Consider the following 20,227-nt stretch of genomic DNA (forward strand, 5'->3'; position numbering starts at 1 on the left):
TGGATATGAAAACTCAATCTTGCGAAAGCGACCTCCGTTGGACGCGAGAACAGTCAGTTGTTAACATTCGCCAAGTCATGCGTCTGCGATGAAAGCGCTTGCCTCTGTCGCCACGACTCTTCTATTGATCGGGTTCGGCGCGACATCCGCACATTCACGCTGCCTTGCGTGGACTGCGATCAACGACGTTGAACAGAACATGGCAAAAGGAATGTCGATTTACTACGCACTATCCGACGCACAAGACAAAGGTCTGATTGATGGAAAAGGCGATTGCCTGACAAAAATGCGCCAAATCGCCGAGAAGTCAAGGACGTTATACCCCAACGCCTACGGAGCGATCTGGTACTAAGAGCCATCGGTCGATGGTCCATCCAGAAGGACAACAATGAACACCCGAAGACTCAAAACATCAACTTGAGTTGTCAACACCTAACAGAAGTCGGTCACAGGGTGAGTGACAGAAATCAACACTCTTTGCACGCAGTCGGCATTGCACCAACGAAGAGCACCTGTATCCACATCCGCAACCTGGAAGAGCGAAGGAGACCGTGGATCACGGGCACTGCCTTCACAGAAGAGCACCTCTGCCAAGTACCAGCCGTTGGTATCGGTGTTGACCAGCTCGGGGTGCTCCCAGACAACGACGACATCACCTGGCTTGACATCCAGAAATGCAGGCCGAAGCGTTGATTGGAGCGGTTTGCTGTAGTCAACAGACATCTGACCATTCCCTGATACATCTGTCCTAAGCCTGCTTAGAGGGAGAATCCATGAGCACTCCTACTCAGGTCATAAAGTTTGCCGGGATACACAATGAGTCTGTCGGGTCGTTGGGGGCCCAGGCACTGGGCGAGTGGGAGGGCTTGCCCTTTTTTCATGTCCAGCAATCAGCGTTCAGCGTTCATGGCAGCTGGACCGCTGACACACGGGCCTGCGTTGAACTAGACCAGGAATGAGATCTGGAAGTCCATAACCATGCAAGCGCTGCCAATGCTTGAGAAGCCAGCGGAAGAGACCCTGATCGACGCCTTACGTGGGTGCAAACAGGCCACACAGCTGAAGGAACTTGAGCAGCGACTGGCGTCAGTCGAGGATGCCCCACCACTGTTCGACTGGATCTGCGATCTGCTGGTGAAGCGTCGCCTGTCCAGGCAACGAGCAGCCACCTTGCTCTCGCAACTCCACAGCATCAACTGAGGCAGCTGGAACGCGTCCGATCTGAACCCTCAGAACGCTCGGCCGACCATCGGAGCCATGCCGAGAAACCTCTTGAACAGCTCTTAACAAAGCTGCTGACTGACGGTCTAATCCGCTACGAAAAAAGCAAAAAACAGTAGCAACCAGCACAATAATTCTGGATTAATCCTTAAATGGCGGCGCTGGCGATACAGATCGCGTTGAAAGCTAAAAAAAAGCCTGCATAGTTGCGCGTGCAACACTTCCGCTCACATGCCTGTCTGCACCTATCGAGGCGTTCGCTACGAAACTTCTGTCGATCCGCAGACTCACACTCAAATTAAATACGAACGCAAACATTACAAGAACGCCATCAACGAGGCATCGAAAACAGGCCGCATGTCTTATCGCTGGGTCAGGTATTGAGTCCAGCTGACTATGGTCATTCGCTAAATATCTGTACAATTAAGACGGACTATTGATCTGTTCTAACGACATCCTTGCACCTGCAGTGATCAACAAGCATTTTTTGGCCTTGATCAACCGGAGGACAACCAACATCCAGGGATGTCGAAGCTGAAAGCATTGGTGGAAGCCCCTCCATCAACAAAACGGAATCCAGATCGTTCCGCCGAAGATCACCGACTTCCCCGCCTTTGAACACGTGAATGCAAGAAGCCATTTGTTGTAGAATCACGATTGAGCTATCAACTGCACCGTGGAGTTCACAATTGTCATTCTTGATAAGCATATTCCCTCCTATTCACAACTGAAATGGACAGACTGGAAAGATGACAACCGGAAGCAGATGATCAGCCAGGGTGACAACTGGTCCAAGACAACCTTGATAGGCAATGACATATGGGCATGCCTCGAAAGCAATCAAATTGATCCTCTACATCTTGTGCAATGGAAGCCCGCATCCGAAGAGCTCCACAGGGTCAGCCTGCCACCCCATCCCCATCCTTTTGATCAGTCCAGATAACGGCGTTCAGGCACTCCGTGCATCGGGAAGACCTCCATGCATGACCTAAAAATGACAACCATTCTCATGCGTGATGTGGGGGGATACAAAAAGAATGCATTTGATTGACCCCTCGTCTTGATTATCATAAATTCCCAGCGGATGAGGAGGGGACTTGCAGAGCTGCATCCCTTCTCCATCCACCTCTTCCTTGCCTCAAAGAGTGAGATCTTCATCTTCAGGCACAGCAGTTCAGTGCTCAATCAACCTCCAGTGATCGAGGTTGAATCGCTACTTTCTGTTCATCACATTCCAAGACCAAAAATCAACGATGAAGGGCAGATTCGTGCGATTTTGTTCGTGCCATCAAGGAATTGAGACAAGCGCCTGATCAATCACGGCTCATGATGCGTTGCGGGAGTCCGAAGACCCACGCTGAGGGCCCCTGGATCGAGGAACAGCCCGTTGCCTGACCTTCCGTTCGTCGCATCCCTCACCGCAACAATCCCGGAACAACACCAGAACTCTCACAACCATTAGGTCGACATGCGTGATGAAGGCCTGGTTCCGGCGATCACCACCAAGCAGAAGCTTCGCCGTCACTTCCGGCAGCTGCGACGTGAGCAGTCCTGCCTCTTCCCCGCCATTCGCGCCGCCGTTGAAGCAGACATGGAGGCCGCCCATCGGCCGCTGTCCAGCGATCAGATGATCGGCATCTACTGGCCGCTGGCGGATGAAGTGGATCTGCGTGCGCTGCGACAGCAGGGGCCCGTCGCGCTGCCGGTGGCGGATGGTCAGGGGGGGCTCGTCTACCGCCACTGGGCCGTGGACAGTGAGAACGCTCAGATCCTGAAACCTGACGGCTGCGGCATCCCTGCTCCCGCGGAAGGCCGGACTCTGCGGCCGGAGCAGCTGGCCTGCCTGCTGGTGCCGGCCCTTGCCATCGACCGCCAGGGAGTCCGCCTCGGCTACGGCGGCGGTTACTACGACCGGCTGCGGCAACAGACGCCCTGGCGGGCCGTGCGCGCCCTGGCGGTGCTGTCGTCGGCCTGCATCACCGACACGCCACTGCCACGGGATCCCTGGGACATCCCCTTCGATGGCTGGATCAGCGAGCAGGGACCTGGTCGTCCCCAGGGGACCACCGCATCATGAGCGTCACCTGCTACCCGGCTGCCATGCGTCCCCTGCTCGCCTTCCTGACTCTCTCAGCGGCGTGTCTCGCGGCAGGCATCGCCTCCCCAGGACAGGCGCACCAGATCGAGTCGGCCCTGCAGTATCTCGATGGCGATCTGGAACTGAGTACGCGTTTTTCGAACGGTGAGCCGGCCAGCGGTGCCGTCGTGCGTCTGCTCAATCCAGATGGCACCCCTGGGGTCGAACTCGGTCGCACGGATGCCGATGGCCAGGTGAGGCTTGATCTGCAGGCCATCGAGGACGGTCGCTACGACCTTCAGGTGGACGGCGGGCCCGGGCACCGGGACTATCTGGACATTCCGGTCCAGCAGGGACGTGTCCGGCTGGATGAGGTGGTGCAGGCCCCCCTGACGCTGATGCTCGTCGGTTTGCTGGTTAGCGTGCGACGTCGATGTGACTGATCGCAACGATGGCCGCCAGCACCGGCAGTGAGGCTCTTGACCGGATGGTGGAACGACTCGGGGGAACAGCGGATCCCCGACGTCGGTATGAGTACGTCCTCTGGCTGGCCAAGAAACTGACGCCACTGCCTGTGGAGCAGCAGACCGACAACCTGCGGGTGCGGGGATGTGTGTCCCAGGTCTTCGTGCGGGGGGAACTGGATCAGGGTGTGATGCGCTGGCAGGGAGACTCCGACGCGCTGATCACCAAAGGACTGCTGGCGTTTCTGATCGAGGGTCTGAATGGACTGACCCCACCACAGGTCAAGGCCATCGACCCCGGCTTCATCGAAGCCACCGGACTGCAGGCGAGCCTGACCCCCTCCCGGGCCAACGGCTTCCTGAACATCCTTCGGATGATGCAGGCCCAGGCGGCCGCCCTGGACAGTTCCGGCGGCCCCGCTGATTCATAGAGTCAGGTTTGATCGTTCAGTGGGCGGATCGACGGGAATGGGTGCACGGATCGGCGTCGGCTTGCTAGGCCTCGGCACGGTGGGTGGCGGGGTCGCCTCAATCCTGCTGTCCCCGCAGGAACGTCATCCTCTGGTCGCTGATCTTGAGCTGATCCGTGTGGCCGTGCGTGATCTGGAGCGGCCCCGACCGGTCGATCTGTCGCCCGAACAACTCACCACAGATCCTCAGACCGTGGTCGATGATCCGCGCGTGGACGTCGTGGTGGAGGTGATCGGAGGGATCGAACCGGCTCGCTCTCTGATCCTGGCGGCGATCAAAGCGGGCAAATCGGTGGTGACCGCCAACAAAGCGGTGATCGCCCGTCACGGCGGAGAGATTGCAGAGGCCGCCGCAGCCGCAGGTGTGTACGTGCTGATCGAAGCCGCCGTCGGCGGGGGGATCCCGATCATCGAACCGCTGAAGCAGTCCCTCGGTGGCAACCGGATCAACCGGGTCAGCGGAATCATCAACGGAACCACCAATTACATCCTCACCCGCATGGCCGATGAGGGCGCGGCCTATGAAGATGTTCTGGCGGAAGCCCAGCGACTCGGCTACGCCGAAGCCGACCCCGCAGCGGATGTGGACGGTCTCGATGCGGCGGACAAGATCGCCATTCTCTCGACCCTCGCCTTCGGCGGAGGCGTGGATCGCCAGAGCATCCCGACCGAGGGCATCAGCCGGCTTCAGGGAGAAGACGTGGATTACGCACGCCAGCTGGGCTATGGCGTGAAGCTGCTGGCGGTGGCCGAACGGATGGCGACATCCGATGCCAGCGCAGAAGTGCTGGCACTGTCACTGAGGGTGCAGCCGACCCTGGTGCCCAGTCACCATCCCCTGGCGGGCGTTCAGGGCGTCAACAACGCCATCCTGGTCGAGGGCGATCCCATCGGGCAGGTGATGTTCTACGGCCCGGGAGCCGGAGCAGGACCGACCGCATCGGCGGTGGTCGCCGACATTCTCAACATCGCCGGGATCCGCCAGGCCAGTGGTGGTGACGGCCGGCTGGATCCGCTGCTGGCGGCTGGCAGCTGGAGGACTTGCAGCCTTGTTGACCCGGGGAATGTCCGCCAGAGGCACTACGTCCGTTTCAACACACAGGATGCTCCGGGTGTGATCGGACGTATCGGCGGCTGCTTCGGCGATCGCGACATCTCGATCCAGTCGATCGTGCAGTTCAACGCCACCTCTGCCGGAGCTGAAATCGTCGTGATCACCCACGAAGTCGACCAGCGGCGCATGGACGAGGCCCTGGCGGCGATCCGCGCCCTGCCGGACGTTTCGGGACTCGCCGCCCATCTCGGGTGTCTCTGAAGCCCTGACCGAGCCAAGGCGGACTGGCGGGAACAGCGCTGGATGGTCCAGAGTGTCAATAATCACGACAGCTCTGATTTGAAGTTGCTGATCTGTGTTGGGTCCCGTTCATGACGAACGTCACCATGACCAACGGTGTTTCAGGCTGCAGCCTCCTGGACCCCCCTCCGACGATGGATGTGCATCAGGGCGACTGCGTGAACCTTCGCAGTGATCAGGGCACCTTCCAGGTGATCGGTGTCGACGGAGAACACAATCGCTGCTGGGTGCGGCGCTGGCCGATCGAGGCGAAGGGTGGCTCCCCGGTGTTCGAGATCTCCATGCAGCAGATCGAGCCGGTCGCGGCCTGAGAGGAACGTTGATTGGCGTCAGGGTTCTTTCGCTGTTGAATAAGCCGCGAGAGCGCTTCGGAGCGGATGTCAGCAGAACGGCCATGGCGCCAGCCACTGGTGATGGCGTTCGCGCTGATCAGCGTCTGCTTCAGTCAGCTGTCCTGCCAGCCCCGCCGCGCGGACCAGCAATTGACGGTTGCTTCAGCGGGAAAGATCAGTTCGCTGGATCCCGCTCAGGCCAGCACCGTCAACACGATCCAGCTGTTGAGCGCCCTCGGCGACCCTCTTTACAGCCTCTCCGAAGACGGCGAGCTGGAACCCCGTCTCGCAGCGGCATCTCCTGAGATCAGCGCCGACGGAACGACCGTCACGATCCCGTTGCGCACCGACGTCCGCTTCCATGACGGCAGCCGCTTCGATGCGGCCGCCATGGCCTTCAGCCTGCGGCGCTTCCTGCGCATCGGCACCCTCAGCTATGTCGTCGGAGACCGCATCGCCGCCGTGGAGGTGGCCGCCCCCGACCGGCTGCGGCTGCGGCTGAGCCGCCCGTCCACATCCCTCGAAGGACTGCTCACCTCGGTGAACCTCACCCCGGTCTCGCCGCAGGCTTACCGGGACCACCGCGATCGCTTCCTGACGGACCGGTTCGTCGGCACCGGACCGTACCGCCTGAGCAGCTTCAGCGAACACCAGCAGCGACTGGAACCCTTCGAGGCTTACTGGGGAGAGGCCCCCCGCAACAGCGGACTCGACCTGATCACCCTGAGCAACTCCACTGCTCTCTACGGCGCCCTGCGCAGCGGTGAAGTGGATGTGCTGCTCTCTGCTTCCATCGATGAGGACCAGAGGTATGCGCTGCACCGCAAGGCGGAGGCGGGACAGCTGCATGAGGCGGTGGGGCAGGCCATGGAGATCGGCTACATCACCCTGCTCAGCAACGCCATGCCGCTGCAGGATCCGCGGTTGCGTCGTGCCCTGTCGCTGAGTCTGAACCGCACGGAGCTGAGTGCACGGGTGAGCTACGGCCTGCGTCGCCCCCTGCGTGCCCTGGTCCCTCCCAGCCTCGCCGGGGGAGGCGGCCCGATCTGGCCGGCGCACGATCCCATGCAGGCCAGGGCCCTGCTCAGCAGCGCCGGGTACTGCGACGGCAGGCTCCTGCAGGTGCCACTCACCTTCCGATCCAATGTGCCGGCAGACAAGCTGCTGGCCCTCACCTGGCAGGCGCAGGTGAAGCGCGATCTGTCCGACTGCCTCGTGCTGGAACTGGATGGAGTGGAATCCACCACCGTCTACCGCCAGCTCGGAGAAGGTGCTTTCAAGGCCGTGATGCTCGACTGGCGCGGCACGTATCCCGATCCGGAGGCCTATCTGACGCCGCTGCTCAGCTGCAGCAATCCATCAGGCGAGATCTGCCTCGACGGCGAAGCAGCGATCAGCGGCAGCTTCTGGTCCACCTCCGGGCTGCAGGAGGCCCTGCGCAGCAGCGATGAGCTCAGGGGTGCCGCCCGTCACGCTGAGCTGAAGCGCATCGAACGCATGTCCGCGCTTGGAGCGGCCTACATCCCGGTCTGGCTCGAATCACCGCGCGCCTGGGGGCAGACCGATCTCTCGGTGCCCGAATTCGACGGCAGCGGCCACGTGCGGCTGAACCGGCTTCGGAGGACTCGCTGATGGGACGCGCCCGCGCACTGCTCACCTACAGCGCCACACGGCTGGGGCTGGCACCTCTGATGCTCTGGCTGATCGCCAGCCTGGTGTTCCTGCTGCTGCGACTCGCCCCTGGAGATCCGGTGGATGCGGTGCTCGGCAGTCGGGCTCCCGCAGCGGCGAAGGCGGCGATGCGGGCCCGGCTCGGCCTGGATCAATCCCTGTTGCAGCAGTATCTGGACTACCTCAACGGCCTGCTGCACGGCGATCTCGGCCAGGCCCTGATCAACCAGGAACCGGTGAGCACGATCATCGGGCGCACACTTCCGGCCAGCCTCGAGCTGAGTTCGATCGCGCTGCTGGTGGCAGCGATCGTGGGTCTGAGCGTCGGGTTTAGCGGTATCGCACGCCCTGAGGGCAAGCTCGATCTCGCCGGGCGGCTCTACGGACTGGGCACCTACGCCCTGCCCCCCTTCTGGGTGGCGATGCTGGTGCAGCTGCTGTTCGCGGTGAGTCTGGGCTGGCTGCCGGTGGGAGGACGCTTCCCCCCCAGCCTCCTCCCCCCGGAGGGCAGCGGCTTCTATTTGCTGGACAGCATCCGACAGGCCGACTGGATGGCGCTGCGCGGCACCATCCGGCATCTGCTGCTTCCGGCGGGGACCCTGGCCCTGCTGCTCAGCGGCACGTTCACAACAGCCCTGCGCCTGAACCTGCGCCGCACGCTGAGGAGCGACTACATCGAATCGGCCCGAAGCCGGGGACTGATGGAATCCCGGGTGGTGCTGCGGCATGGGCTGCCCAATGCACTGCTGCCGGTGCTCACCATCGCCGGCATCACCGTGGCCTCCCTGATCGGTGGCGCGCTGCTGATCGAGGTGACCTTCTCATGGCCCGGCATCGCCCTGCGGCTGCAGGAAGCGATCAACCAACGGGACTACCCGGTGGTTCAGGGCATCGTGGTGGTGATCGCCGCGTTGGTGGTGCTGGTGAGTGTGGCGGTGGACCTGCTGGTGGCAGCTCTCGACCCGCGGATCCGCTACTGAAGCGCCGACTCCAGCGCGGCGGCATCCCTGCTGCTGAAGCGGTGCCAGCGAACGGAACCCTCCTGGTAATGGTGCGAAGCCGTGGCCTCAGCGGGCCCCTCGAGCTGCTCGAGGAACGCGATCAGTTCGCGACGCAGCAGCTCCTGAACTGCCAGGGGATTGACCCCCACCAGCTCCTCGCCCAGACGGAACAGATCATCTCCGTCGCCGCTGCTGCTCTGGCCCTCAACCCGGATGGCGGAGAAATGACTGCCCCCCTCCACAATCACCGCCCGACTGAAGGGGTGCTGTCCGAAGGAGGCGAGCATCCTCAGCTGCTCGGCCAGCGGCGGGGTGATCAGATCCAGCGTGCCGCCCATCAGCAGCACCGGGATCGAAGCGGGGCGCGACGGGCCGGGGGGCCAGATCAGGCTGCCGAAACTGTTGAGACCCACCACAGCTGCCAGCTCCGGAACTGAGATCCGCGCCTCCAGAGCACCCTCCTTGGCCAGCTCACACTGCAGCAGCAGGGAGAGGTTGGTGAGCGGCAGTTCATCGAGAGCCTGCCGACATCGCTGCGGCAGGCCTGGCTGCGGTGCCCGACCCGTGGCCATCAAGGCCGTGAAGGCTCCGAGGGAATGGCCGATCAGCACCACGCGATCCCCCGGCACATCGAGGGTGCCGCGGCGCTGGGCCAGCAGGACAGCCTGGAGATCCTGCATCCGCTGACGCAGAGCCTCTGCACCCGCCAACGGCTCGCGACCTTCCAGCAAGGCCTGCACGGCGGCGGAGTCGCTGCCTGGATGCTCCATCAGCACGACAGACCACCCGGCTGATGCCAGCCCGCGGGCCAACCATTGGAAATGATCCGGATCGCCTCCGAGCCCAGGCATCACCAGGATCCAGGGCCGGCGACGATCGGAGCGGACCGCTGACCAGCTCTGCAGTTCCAGATCCTCGACACGATGGGGAACCGACAGCCGGATGCGTCGAGGTCCCGGCCTGGAGCGCTCCACCCCTGATGCGACCGGGTCCAGCACCTCGACCGGCTGGCGGGACAGATGACTGGTGAGCCGCTGCTGGCGTTCCACCTGAGTTTTCCAGCGCCCTGCAGCCAGCAGCAACGCATCGAGGTTCACCCTCAGACGCTCGGCGGGCAGGGCCTCCAGCAGATCGAGGGTCGAAACCTGCGGTGCCTCCGTCAGCAGCTTCTCCATGGTGGAGAGAATCCGCTCACTGCTGATCCGTTCCGTGCCCTTGACGCTGTCGACCTGGATCAGATCACCGAGCGCATCGATCAGCGGTTGGGCCGCCCAGCTGCGCAGAAGCTGCTGGCCCAGGCTCCTGCGGGTCAGCACCGGCGCGTTCAACAGACGGATCAACCCAGACCGGCTGTCCTGGTCCAGCAGCCTCAACCAGGTCGTGAGCTCGGATCGCTCGCCAGCGCCGGCGCCAGCCAGACCCTGAAGCTCATCCACGGTGATCGGCAACGTGATGCCGTCGATCACCACCTCGAGCCGTTCAGCAGCCCGGACGGGCCACGGTGCGAGGGGAGAGAGCAGCAGACTGCCGACAAGTCCTATCGCGAGTCTTCGCCCTGTTAAGCGTCCGCGCAGCAACGCCTGACCCCATGCGGTGGTGGAACCAGTTTCCTTCAGGCCTGCGAAATGTCACCCGGCTGAGGCTGCTCGCATCCATCGGGGCTGGCGGAGTCATCTTCATGACCCCGTTGATCTTCCATGCCATCGATTTCTCCGCCAGTCAGGTCGGCAGCGGGCTTGCGGTCTCCGCGCTGATCGGCACGGCCGTCCGCCTGCTCAGTGGGTCGCTGCTGGATCGGGGTCTCCGCTGCTCATGGCCGGTGCGCGCCACCACGCTGCTGGCGGTGCTGGCTGATCTGACCCTGTTTCGGGCCGACACCTACGGCGGATACCTGCTCGGCCAGCTGCTGCTGGGCACTGCGGCAGGGCTCTACTGGCCGGCGATCGAACTTGCTGTACCGCTGAGCTGCGGCAGTGTTCCCTCCGGTCGGGGGTATGCCCTGGTCCGCAGTGCTGATGCCCTCGGCATCGGCCTGGGCGCTCTGCTGGGCACCGTGGCCGCCCTGGTGGGACAGCTGCGCCTCGTCTACGGGGTGGAAGCGCTGTGCATGACGGCTGTGCTGATTCTGATCAGCCTCCATCCACTCGAGGATTCCCGCGCTCGCCCCGGGAAGGACAGCACCAGACCGACCGAACGGGAAGCCGGATCCAGCGGCCTGCGCTGGCTCGGTCCACTGCTGCCCGTTCTGGCGGTCAGCGTGATCGCCACAGGCATCCTGGCGCTTCAGCAGAGTGCCCTGCCCCTGGATCTGGTGAAGGGAGGCCTGCAGCGCCCCGGTCTGAGCGAAAGCCAGAGTGGCGGCCTGATCGCTCTGCAGCTCAGCCTTCTGGTCGTGCTGCAGTGGCCAGTCGGCCGCTGGCTTTCGGATCGCAGCGTGATGTTCGGCCTGAGCGTCAGTGTGGCGGGTTTCAGCGTCGGTTCGGTGCTGCTGGCGCTCTCCTCCCTCTCCGAACACGGCCTCCACTTCGTTCTGGCGGCCCTGATGCCGATGGCCCTGGCACAGGCTGCCTTTCTGCCCACCGCCACGGAGGCGGTGATCGAGGAGACGCCGCCCGGCCATCGGGGGCTGGCGATGGCACTGTTCTCCCAGTGTTTCGCCATCAGTGCGATGGCGGCACCTCTGATCGGAGGTGCCCTCCTGGACCGTCAGGGGCATGGATTGCTGCTCTGGCTGCTCACGGCAGCGGCCTGCCTGCTGATGCTTCCGGTGGTGCGCAGCATCCAACCCCGCTTCACCGACTCATCGGGGGCTCTCGAAGAGACGGTCGATGGCGTAACAGGGAACCCAGGCTTTCTCGGGGACTGACGGTCGTCCGGATCGGTCCAGCAGGCGGTAGAGGCAGAACTGCTCGCTCTGCTCGATCGCCGGGCCTTCCACCACAATTTCCTCGCTGCGCAGATCCAGCCGATGGGTCATCCGGAAGCCAGGCCTGGAATACAGACTGGTTCCAGGGCGCAACGTGAACATCGCGGCCATCGACGCTGGCGCCGCCAGCAGCATGAAACCCATCAGAAGTGTCTGACGAAGCCGGCTGCGTGGCATCGAGCAGTCCCTGGAGGATCGCCAGTGTCACACGTGCGCGATGCATCGGACCGGCACCGATCCGAACCGGACGGGACGCTCGGCGAGCGGTGATTCAGACGTTGAAGAGGAACTCCATCACATCCCCTTCCGCCACCTCGTACTCCTTGCCTTCACTGCGCAGCCACCCCTTGCTCTTGGCTTCCACCAGGGATCCGGCTTCCAGCAGCTTCTCCCAGCCGATGGTCTGCGCCCGGATGAAGCCGCGCTCGAAATCCGTGTGGATGACGCCGGCGGCCTGAGGCGCTGTCATGCCGGCCTTGAAGGTCCAGGCACGGGTCTCCTTCTCGCCGGTGGTGAAGTAGGTGCGCAGGCCCAGCAGGCGGTACGTCGCCCGGATCAGACTCTGCAATCCACCTTCTTCGACACCCAGTCCGGAGAGGTAGTCGGCCCGTTCCTCCTCCCCGAGCTCGATCAGTTCCGCCTCCACCTGAGCGGAGATCCGCACGGTTTCCGCGCCCTCCTTTTCGGCCAGTGCGATCACCTCGGTGCAGAAGGCGTTGCCGCCAGCGAGATCCTCCTCGCTGACGTTGGTGGCGTAGATGATCGGTTTGCCGGTGAGCAGACCGAGCGGCTTGATCAGAGGCGCCTCCTCCTCGGTCAACGCAACGCTGCGCGCCGCACCCCCTTCTTCAAGAACGCACTGGATGCGCTCGAGGGCGGCGTCTTCGGTCTGGGCCTCCTTGCTGGTGCGAACCTGCTTCTTGAGTCGCTCGCGGCGCTTCTCGATCTGAGCGAGATCCGCAAGCCCCAGCTCCAGGTTGATCACCTCAGCGTCACGGGACGGTCCCACGGAACCGGACACGTGAATGACGTCATCGTCCTCGAAGCAACGGATCACGTGAACGATCGCGTCGACCTCGCGGATGTTGGAGAGAAATTTGTTGCCCAGGCCTTCACCCTGACTGGCACCCTTCACCAGGCCAGCGATGTCGACGAACTCCATCCGGGTGGGAATCGTGTTCAGACTGCTGCTGAGCTCCGTGAGCCGGTCCAGGCGTTCATCCGGCACGGCGACGCTGCCGACGTTGGGCTCGATCGTGCAGAAAGGGAAGTTCGCCGCCTGGGCCTGAGCGTTGGCCACAAGCGCATTGAACAGGGTGGACTTGCCGACGTTGGGCAGCCCGACAATTCCAGCTTTGAGCATGCGCCGGAATCTACCGGCAAGCGGCGAGACTGTTGTGAACTTTTGTTGGCCCATGCTGAAGACCGAGCAGCGCCCTGCGCTTCAGCCCACCCCAACCGTGCCGGACAGCCCTCCTCCACAGCGATCCTTCCTCCAGCGCAACCGACTTCTTGGGCTCGGCCTGCTGCTGGCCCTGCTGGCGAGCGGAACGGCGCTGCTGCGATTCGCCCCCTGGAGCGCACGGGAACGTGATCTGACGCCCTACACCGTGCTGGCCGAAACCGGCTCCCTGTCCGGTGTGATCACCGCCAGTGGCGAACTGCAGGCCGACCGCCGCGTGAACATCAGCCCCCGCAAACAGGGGCTTCTCAAGGAGCTGATGGTGGATGAGGGGGATGTCGTCGAGGCCGGCCAGGTCGTGGCGCTGATGGATCCGGGGGATTACGGCGACCGCCTCGACGAACGCCGTGCGCTGCTGCGCCAGGCGGAAGCCAACTTCCTCGGCAAACGGGATGAATTCGAGCGGCGACGCCAGCTCCATGAGCAGGAGGTGGTGAGCGCTGATGACTTCAGTCGCGTGCGCAATCAGATGCTGGCCAGCCAGGCGGCCGTCATCGCCGCACGGGAACGGATCCAGCAGCTGGAGGAAGAAGGCCGGGAACTGCGGATCCGCGCCCCCTTCAGCGGCACGATCACCGCCCGTTTCGCCGAACCCGGCGCCTTCGTGACGCCGACAACCACGGCCTCGGCCAACGCAGGGGCCACCAGCTCCTCGATCGTCGAGCTGTCCCAGGGACGCGAGGTGGCCGCCAAGGTTCCGGAGAGCGACATCGGACGGATCGCCTTGGGGCAGCAGGCGGAGATCCGGGTGGATGCCTTCCCTGACGAACGCTTTCAGGCGACGGTGAATGAAATCGCGCCACGGGCCGAGAAACGCGACAACGTCACCTCGTTCACGGTGAAGCTGCAGCTGAAGGATCCTCCGGAGCGGCTGCGGATCGGCATGACGGCCGATATCAATTTCCAGACCGGTCGCAGCGCACCGAAAACCCTCGTTCCCACCGTTGCGATCGTCACGGAGAACGGCAAACCCGGCGTGCTGCTGGTGGGCGAACAGCAGCAGCCCAGTTTCCAGGCGGTGGAGCTGGGCAGCAGCAGCGGCGATCGCACGGCGATCTTGAATGGCCTGCCATCCGGCACTCGCGTGTTCATCGACCTGCCCCCCTGGGCGAAGCGTGAGCGCAACTGACCCTGATCACCCCTGCTGAGAATGCCCGAGGCCGCCGACAAGCCCCTGCTGCTGCTCGTGGACGGCCACTCGCTGGCCTTCCGCAGCTTCTACGCCTTCAGCAAGGGAGGTGAAGGGGGTCTGGCCACCAAGGACGGTCGACCGACCAGCGTCACCTACGGCTTCCTCAAATCCCTGCTGGATATCGGTAGAAGCCTGACCCCCCAGGGCGTCGCCATCGCCTTCGACACCGCTGAGCCCACCTTCCGGCATGTCGCGGATGCGAACTACAAGGCACACCGGGATGTCGCCCCGGAGGTGTTCTTCCAGGATCTCGAGCAGCTGCAGGAGATCCTGCGGGAGCAGCTGCAGCTGCCCCTGTGCATGGCTCCGGGGTATGAGGCCGATGACGTGCTCGGCACGCTGGCGAACCGCTCAGCTGAGCAGGGTTGGCGGGTGCGGATCCTCTCCGGCGACCGCGACCTGTTCCAGCTTGTCGACGACCGGCGGGACATCGCCGTTCTGTACATGGGAGGCGGCCCCTACGCCAAGAACAGCGGCCCGACCCTGATCGATGAGGAGGGTGTGGTCGGCAAGCTCGGGGTGATGCCGGAGAAGGTGGTGGACCTGAAGGCCCTCACCGGCGACAGCTCCGACAACATCCCCGGCGTTCGTGGGGTGGGGCCCAAAACCGCCATCAACCTGCTCAAGGAGAACGGCGACCTCGATGCCATCTATGCGGCTCTCTCCGAGGTGGAGGCGGAGGGTCCGAAGGCCAGCCGCGGTGCGATCAAGGGAGCCCTGAAGGGAAAGCTGAGCAGCGATCGGGACAACGCCTATCTCTCCCGCAAGCTGGCCGAGATCCTGGTGGACATCCCGCTGCCGGAGGAACCTCGCCTGCCGCTGGCGGCCGTGAATGCCGCCGCTCTCAGCAGCAGCCTGGAGGATCTGGAACTCAACAGCCTGCTGCGGCAGGTGAACGGTTTCACCGTCACCTTCTCCGCCGCAGGCACGGCGGCAGCCCCGACAGGCGGTGACGATGACGGTGCCAAGGACGGCAAGGTCAGGGCAGACATTGTTGAGGACGCCGGTGCTGACGACCGGACTCCGATGCTGCGGCCCCAGCTGATCAGCACAGCAGCCGACCTCGCTGCCCTGATGCAACGGCTGATGGCCATCACCGACGCCGCCACACCGGTTGCACTCGACACCGAGACCACGGCCCTGAACCCGTTCCAGGCCGAGCTGGTGGGCATCGGTGTCTGCTGGGGAGACGAGCCGGAAGCCCTCGCCTACATCCCGATCGGCCATCGGCCGGCGGAGGATCTCACCTCGGAACAGATCCAGCAGTTGCCGCTGGAGAGCGTGCTCACCGCCCTGGCCCCGTGGCTGGCCAGCGGCGATCACCCCAAAGCGCTGCAGAACGCCAAGTACGACCGGCTGATCCTGCTGCGCCACGGCCTGGCCCTCGAGGGCGTGGTGATCGACACACTGCTGGCCGACTACCTGCGTGATGCCGCGGCCAAGCATGGCCTGGAGGTGATGGCTGAGCGGGAATTCGGGTTTTCGCCCACTGCCTACAGCGATCTGGTGGGAAAGAAGCAGACCTTCGCCGATGTGGCGATCGAACCCGCCAGCCTGTACTGCGGCATGGATGTGCACGTGACCCGGCGTCTGGCCCTGCGGCTGCGCGGGCAGCTCGAAGCCATGGGCCCCCAGATGGTTCAGCTGCTGATGCAGGTGGAACAACCGCTGGAACCGGTGCTGGCCCTGATGGAAGCCACCGGCATCCGCATCGATGTTCCCTACCTGGCGGAACTCTCCAGTGAGATGGGCAGCACCCTGGAGCGGCTGGAGGCCGACGCGAAACAGGCGGCCGGCACCGACTTCAACCTGGGTTCGCCGAAACAGCTCGGTGAACTGCTGTTCGGCACCCTGGGACTCGACCGCAGGAAATCCCGGCGCACCAAAACCGGCTTCAGCACAGATGCCACCGTGCTGGAGAAGCTCGAAAACGATCATCCGGTGGTGCCGCTGGTGCTGGAGCACCGGGTGCTCAGCAAGCTCAAGAGCACCTATGTGGATGCGCTTCCCCAGCTGGTGGAAGCAGAGACCGGACGGGTGCACACCGATTTCAACCAGGCGGTCACAGCCACGGGTCGCCTCAGCAGCAGCAACCCGAATCTGCAGAACATCCCGGTTCGCACCGAGTACAGCCGACGCATCCGCAAGGCCTTCCTGCCCCAGAAGGGATGGACGCTGATCAGCGCCGACTATTCCCAGATCGAGCTGCGCATCCTCACCCACCTCTCCGGAGAAGACGTGCTGCAGGAGGCCTATCGCTCAGGAGACGACGTGCACGCTCTCACCGCGCGGCTTCTGCTCGAGAAGGATGAGATCTCCTCCGATGAACGACGCCTCGGGAAGACGATCAATTTCGGTGTGATCTACGGCATGGGGGCGCAGCGTTTCGCACGGGAGACCGGCGTCTCCCAGGCGGAGGCCAAGGAGTTCCTAACGAAGTACAAGCAGCGCTACCCGAACGTGTTCGCCTTCCTGGAGCTGCAGGAACGGCTGGCCCTGAGCCGCGGTTACGTGGAGACGATCCTGGGTCGCCGCCGCCCGTTCCACTTCGACCGCAACGGTCTGGGTCGGTTGCTCGGGAAGGATCCGCTGGAGATCGATCTGGATGTGGCCCGGCGAGGCGGCATGGAGGCACAGCAGCTGCGGGCCGCCGCCAATGCTCCGATCCAGGGTTCCAGCGCCGACATCATCAAGGTGGCGATGGTGCAGCTTCAGGCGGCGCTGCAGAGCCAGGCACTGCCGGCGCGGCTGCTGTTGCAGGTGCACGACGAACTGGTGCTGGAAGTGGAGCCGGACGCGTTGGAAGCCACCCGCAACCTGGTGGTGACCACCATGGAAAACGCCGTGCAGCTCAGTGTTCCTCTGGTGGCGGAAACAGGGGTCGGCGCCAACTGGATGGAAGCGAAATAGCTCCTGCAGGGAACGCCGTAATCTCAGCTTCAGCTCTTGAACAGCTGTGTCGCTGCGGCTCACCAACACTCTCACCCGCCGCACGGAGCCGTTCACACCGCTGACCCCAGGCAAAGCGAGCATCTACTGCTGCGGTGTCACGGTCTACGACCTCTGCCATCTGGGCCATGCCCGCAGTTACATCAACTGGGACGTCCTGCGTCGGTTTCTGATCTGGCGCGGACTGGAGGTGACCTTCGTTCAGAACTTCACCGACATCGACGACAAGATCCTTAAACGGGCCTCCGAGCAGAACAGCTCGATGACGGAGGTGAGCGAACGCAACATCGACGCCTTCCACCAGGACATGGATGCGCTGGGGATCCTGAGGCCGGACCGGATGCCCCGCGCCACTCAGTGCCTCGATGGCATCCGCAATCTGATCAGCGAACTTGAGGCCAAAGGAGCCGCCTACAGCGCCGGCGGCGATGTCTATTTCGCTGTGATGAAACATGCCGGCTACGGCAAGCTGAGCGGCCGCGACCTCAGCGAGCAGCAGGACAATGCCGCCGGTCGGATCGCGGATGCCGAGGAGGCTCGCAAGCAGCATCCTTTCGACTTCGCGCTCTGGAAAGGGGCCAAGCCGGAGGAGCCGAGCTTCCCCTCGCCCTGGGGAGACGGGCGTCCGGGCTGGCACATCGAATGCTCCGCCATGGTGCGGGCGGAACTGGGCGACACGATCGACATCCATCTGGGCGGTGCCGATCTGGTGTTCCCCCACCACGAGAACGAGATCGCTCAGTCGGAAGCCGCCACCGGCCGCCAGCTGGCCCAGGTGTGGATGCACAACGGCATGGTCAATGTGGGCGGACAGAAGATGAGCAAATCGCTCGGGAACTTCACCACCATCCGCGCCCTTCTGGAGAGCGGTGTCTCCGCCATGACCCTGCGCCTGTTCGTGCTGCAGGCGCATTACCGCAAACCGCTTGATTTCACCGCTGAAGCCCTGGAAGCCGCCGCCACCGGCTGGAAGGGGCTCAATGCAGCCCTTGGCCTGGGCGACCGTCACGGTGTTCCCCTCGGCTGGGGCAGTCCCTCTCCCTTGCCGGATGGGGCGCTCCAGAGCGGCAGCGGCTCCGCCGACCAGGCTCTGCAGGGCCTGGAACAACGCTTCATCGAAGCGATGGACGATGACCTGAACAGCTCAGGTGCTCTCGCTGTGCTCTTTGATCTGGCCAAGCCCCTGCGGGCTCTGGCCAACCGGCTGGAGCGCGGCGATGCCGCCGGCCTGCCCGGCGAGGAAGTGCAGACCCTGGCGACCCGCTGGCTGCTGCTGCGCGATCTGGCTGCAGTCCTGGGGCTGCGCCATGAAGCGGAGGCCGCTGCGGCACTGGATGACACGGCCATCGATGCGGCGATCGCCGACCGGACGGCAGCCAAGGCAGCGAAGAACTATGCCGAAGCGGATCGGATCCGGGCCGAACTGACGGCCCAGGGCATCGAACTGATCGACAAACCCGGTGGCATCACCGAGTGGATCCGTTCCTGATGCGGGCAGACTGTCGAGCCCTTCCATCACTCCGATGCTCTGGCTGAAGCGCCTCAATTTCATGGAGACCGCCAAGCTGGAGATGGAGCTGATGAAGGCGTTCGAAGCGGGAGAGGATCTCGACGCCAAACTGGACGCTCAGGCCCAGATCGCCGGTGGTGGAGATGCCGAGGAGATCTGGAGGCTTGAGGTGTGGCAAAAGATGCTGCTGCGGATCCGCAAGATGCAGGACCTGATGAAGGACAAACCCGATCCGAAGGGCTGAGTCGGTTCAGCTCTTCAGCAGATCCACCACGCTGATCACCAATCCGGTGGCGATCACCGGCGGCGACACCCAGCGCAGCATCACGAGCAGCAGACGTCGCAACGGCGGCGGCGTCAGCGACCGGGCGAGATCGTCCTCGAAGCGATTGGGAACCACCCAGCCCAGCAGCAGGGCCAGCAGCAGTCCACCGAGGATCAGAAGCAATCCGCCGAAGACGGAATCCATCCAACCGAGCACCTCCATCGACGTGGCGGCAGGCAGCCCCGCCACGAAGATCAGGGCCGCTGAAAGCCAGACGGCCCGCGATCGGCTCCAGCCGAGGCGGTCGATCAGGCAGGCGACAGGCACCTCCAGCAGCGAGACCGCCGAGGTGATCGCCGCGATCAAAGCGAGCGCGAAGAACAGCACCGCCACCACCTGTCCAGCTGCTCCGAGCGAGGCCAGGCCGGTGGGCAGGGCGATGAAGATCGTGCCGAGAGTGGATCCACTGATCACCTCCTCCAGCCCGAAACTCATCACCACCGGGAAGGTCACCATGCCGGCCAGGATGCCGACGGCCGTATCCATGCCCACGACCGCGACGGCCTCACGGGGCAGGTGAGCCCGGCGATCGAGATAGGCCGCATAGGCCAGGATGCAGCCGATTCCAGTGCCGATCGAGAAGAAGGCCTGCGTGAAGGCGTTGCGGATGGTGGTGGGATTGATCAGTTCCGCGCTGTCCCAGCGCAGCAGAAACGTGCGGTAGCCCTCAGCTGCGCTGTCCAGCCCGGCGGCCCACACAGCCAGACCGATCAGCAGCAGGAACAGCAGCGGCAGCCCCCAGCGGGAGAGGCGCTCGATCCCGTCCCGGACGCCGGCAGCCACCACCGCAGCGGTGACGATCAGGCTGAGCAGCTGACCGATCAGTGCCGTGCGACCTCCGCTCAGCCCGGCAAAGAAGGCTTCGGCGGCATCGATATCGCTCGGGAGGCCCTGGGTGAGGGTCTGCACCAGCGTGGCGCCGGTCCAGCCCATGAGCACGGCGTAGAAGGCCAGGATGCCGCTGGCCGCCAGCACGAACAGCCACCCCATCGGCTGCCAGCGACTGCCCGCAGCGGTCACCGGTGCCAGCAGGGGGCTGTGCCCCGTGCTGCGGCCCAGGACCATCTCAGCCACCAGCACCGGCAGGCAGACCAGCAGCACGATCAGGACGTACAGCAGCAGAAAGGCGCCACCGCCGCCCTGGGAGGCGCGGTAAGCGAATCCCCAGAGATTGCCGAGGCCAACGGCACTGCCCGCCGCTGCCAGCACAAAGCCCAGCCCTGATCTCCACTGCTCCTTCGCCAACGGCTCTGATCACGCTGTGGGCCAGCTT

At 63.8% G+C, this 20,227-nt stretch carries 19 protein-coding genes; 14 read left to right on the forward strand and 5 right to left on the reverse strand.

Going from position 1 to position 20,227, the window contains the following annotated elements; genetic code table 11:
* Window positions 1-88 precede the first annotated feature (88 nt).
* Window positions 89-352 carry a hypothetical protein gene (locus tag KR49_RS04445; RefSeq protein ID WP_043692091.1) on the forward strand — a complete coding sequence of 88 codons (264 nt, stop codon included), beginning with the start codon at window positions 89-91 and terminating at the stop codon, window positions 350-352.
* A gap of 80 nt (window positions 353-432) precedes the next feature.
* Here the strand turns inward: KR49_RS04445 and KR49_RS13220 are convergent, their stop codons facing one another.
* Window positions 433-723, reverse strand: a complete 291-nt coding sequence (locus KR49_RS13220) for a DUF3104 domain-containing protein (RefSeq protein WP_071839655.1) — start codon at window positions 721-723, stop codon at window positions 433-435.
* Window positions 724-978: 255 nt separating this feature from the next.
* On the opposite strand from KR49_RS13220, the gene KR49_RS04460 reads away from it, so the two are divergent.
* The 8 genes from KR49_RS04460 (at window position 979) to KR49_RS04500 (ending at window position 8,569) form a co-directional block, all read left to right on the forward strand.
* Window positions 979-1,200 (forward strand): hypothetical protein, encoded by a 222-nt coding sequence (locus KR49_RS04460; protein ID WP_052378165.1) that lies wholly within the window; start codon window positions 979-981, stop codon window positions 1,198-1,200.
* 1,489 nt (window positions 1,201-2,689) lie between these two features.
* Window positions 2,690-3,298 carry a 5-formyltetrahydrofolate cyclo-ligase gene (locus tag KR49_RS04470; RefSeq protein ID WP_156957097.1) on the forward strand — a complete coding sequence of 203 codons (609 nt, stop codon included), beginning with the start codon at window positions 2,690-2,692 and terminating at the stop codon, window positions 3,296-3,298.
* Complete coding sequence (locus tag KR49_RS04475) at window positions 3,295-3,741, forward strand: carboxypeptidase regulatory-like domain-containing protein (protein WP_052378166.1); 447 nt, start codon at window positions 3,295-3,297, stop codon at window positions 3,739-3,741. Before KR49_RS04470 ends, KR49_RS04475 begins: the two co-directional genes overlap by 4 nt.
* Window positions 3,742-3,749: 8 nt before the next feature.
* Entirely contained in the window at window positions 3,750-4,193 is a 444-nt protein-coding gene (locus KR49_RS04480) for a SufE family protein (RefSeq protein WP_043692104.1), read from the forward strand.
* A 37-nt stretch (window positions 4,194-4,230) separates the two neighbouring features.
* A complete protein-coding gene (locus KR49_RS04485; protein ID WP_043692106.1) occupies window positions 4,231-5,547 on the forward strand; it encodes a homoserine dehydrogenase in 1,317 nt (438 codons plus the stop codon).
* A 110-nt stretch (window positions 5,548-5,657) separates the two neighbouring features.
* Window positions 5,658-5,897 carry a hypothetical protein gene (locus KR49_RS04490; protein ID WP_043692115.1) on the forward strand — a complete coding sequence of 80 codons (240 nt, stop codon included), beginning with the start codon at window positions 5,658-5,660 and terminating at the stop codon, window positions 5,895-5,897.
* A 102-nt stretch (window positions 5,898-5,999) separates the two neighbouring features.
* On the forward strand, window positions 6,000-7,550 hold the full coding sequence (locus KR49_RS04495) for an ABC transporter substrate-binding protein (protein ID WP_253912818.1): 1,551 nt from the start codon (window positions 6,000-6,002) through the stop codon (window positions 7,548-7,550).
* A complete protein-coding gene (locus tag KR49_RS04500; RefSeq protein WP_043692122.1) occupies window positions 7,550-8,569 on the forward strand; it encodes an ABC transporter permease in 1,020 nt (339 codons plus the stop codon). The genes KR49_RS04495 and KR49_RS04500 overlap by 1 nt, the downstream gene beginning before the upstream one ends.
* Here KR49_RS04500 and KR49_RS04505 read toward each other — a convergent pair.
* On the reverse strand, window positions 8,563-10,167 hold the full coding sequence (locus KR49_RS04505) for an alpha/beta hydrolase (RefSeq protein ID WP_253912819.1): 1,605 nt from the start codon (window positions 10,165-10,167) through the stop codon (window positions 8,563-8,565). The genes KR49_RS04500 and KR49_RS04505 overlap by 7 nt on opposite strands.
* A gap of 101 nt (window positions 10,168-10,268) precedes the next feature.
* Here KR49_RS04505 and KR49_RS04510 point away from each other — a divergent pair, with 101 nt between their 5' ends.
* Window positions 10,269-11,456, forward strand: coding sequence for an MFS transporter (locus KR49_RS04510; RefSeq protein ID WP_253912820.1), 1,188 nt, complete (start codon window positions 10,269-10,271; stop codon window positions 11,454-11,456).
* On the opposite strand, the gene KR49_RS04515 is transcribed toward KR49_RS04510, so the two are convergent.
* Window positions 11,391-11,693 carry a hypothetical protein gene (locus tag KR49_RS04515; RefSeq protein ID WP_043692124.1) on the reverse strand — a complete coding sequence of 101 codons (303 nt, stop codon included), beginning with the start codon at window positions 11,691-11,693 and terminating at the stop codon, window positions 11,391-11,393. The genes KR49_RS04510 and KR49_RS04515 overlap by 66 nt on opposite strands.
* Before the next feature lie 94 nt (window positions 11,694-11,787).
* Window positions 11,788-12,879 carry a redox-regulated ATPase YchF gene (ychF, locus tag KR49_RS04520; protein WP_043692132.1) on the reverse strand — a complete coding sequence of 364 codons (1,092 nt, stop codon included), beginning with the start codon at window positions 12,877-12,879 and terminating at the stop codon, window positions 11,788-11,790.
* A 52-nt stretch (window positions 12,880-12,931) separates the two neighbouring features.
* On the opposite strand from ychF, the gene KR49_RS04525 reads away from it, so the two are divergent.
* Genes KR49_RS04525 through KR49_RS04540 form a run of 4 tightly spaced genes read left to right on the forward strand, consistent with a single transcriptional unit; the run spans window position 12,932 to window position 18,873 of the window.
* Window positions 12,932-14,107: an efflux RND transporter periplasmic adaptor subunit gene (locus tag KR49_RS04525; protein WP_043692135.1), complete on the forward strand. Its 1,176-nt coding sequence runs from the start codon at window positions 12,932-12,934 to the stop codon at window positions 14,105-14,107.
* 21 nt (window positions 14,108-14,128) lie between these two features.
* Complete coding sequence (polA, locus tag KR49_RS04530) at window positions 14,129-17,080, forward strand: DNA polymerase I (protein WP_043692138.1); 2,952 nt, start codon at window positions 14,129-14,131, stop codon at window positions 17,078-17,080.
* Window positions 17,081-17,126: 46 nt separating this feature from the next.
* Window positions 17,127-18,608, forward strand: coding sequence for a cysteine--tRNA ligase (cysS, locus tag KR49_RS04535; RefSeq protein ID WP_043692141.1), 1,482 nt, complete (start codon window positions 17,127-17,129; stop codon window positions 18,606-18,608).
* Window positions 18,609-18,642: 34 nt separating this feature from the next.
* Window positions 18,643-18,873, forward strand: coding sequence for a hypothetical protein (locus KR49_RS04540; protein WP_043692144.1), 231 nt, complete (start codon window positions 18,643-18,645; stop codon window positions 18,871-18,873).
* A gap of 6 nt (window positions 18,874-18,879) precedes the next feature.
* Here the strand turns inward: KR49_RS04540 and KR49_RS04545 are convergent, their stop codons facing one another.
* On the reverse strand, window positions 18,880-20,199 hold the full coding sequence (locus tag KR49_RS04545) for a sodium-dependent transporter (RefSeq protein WP_043692147.1): 1,320 nt from the start codon (window positions 20,197-20,199) through the stop codon (window positions 18,880-18,882).
* Between the last annotated feature and the right edge of the window lie 28 nt (window positions 20,200-20,227).

Source organism: Synechococcus sp. KORDI-49, assembly GCF_000737575.1.
Classification (GTDB): domain Bacteria; phylum Cyanobacteriota; class Cyanobacteriia; order PCC-6307; family Cyanobiaceae; genus Parasynechococcus.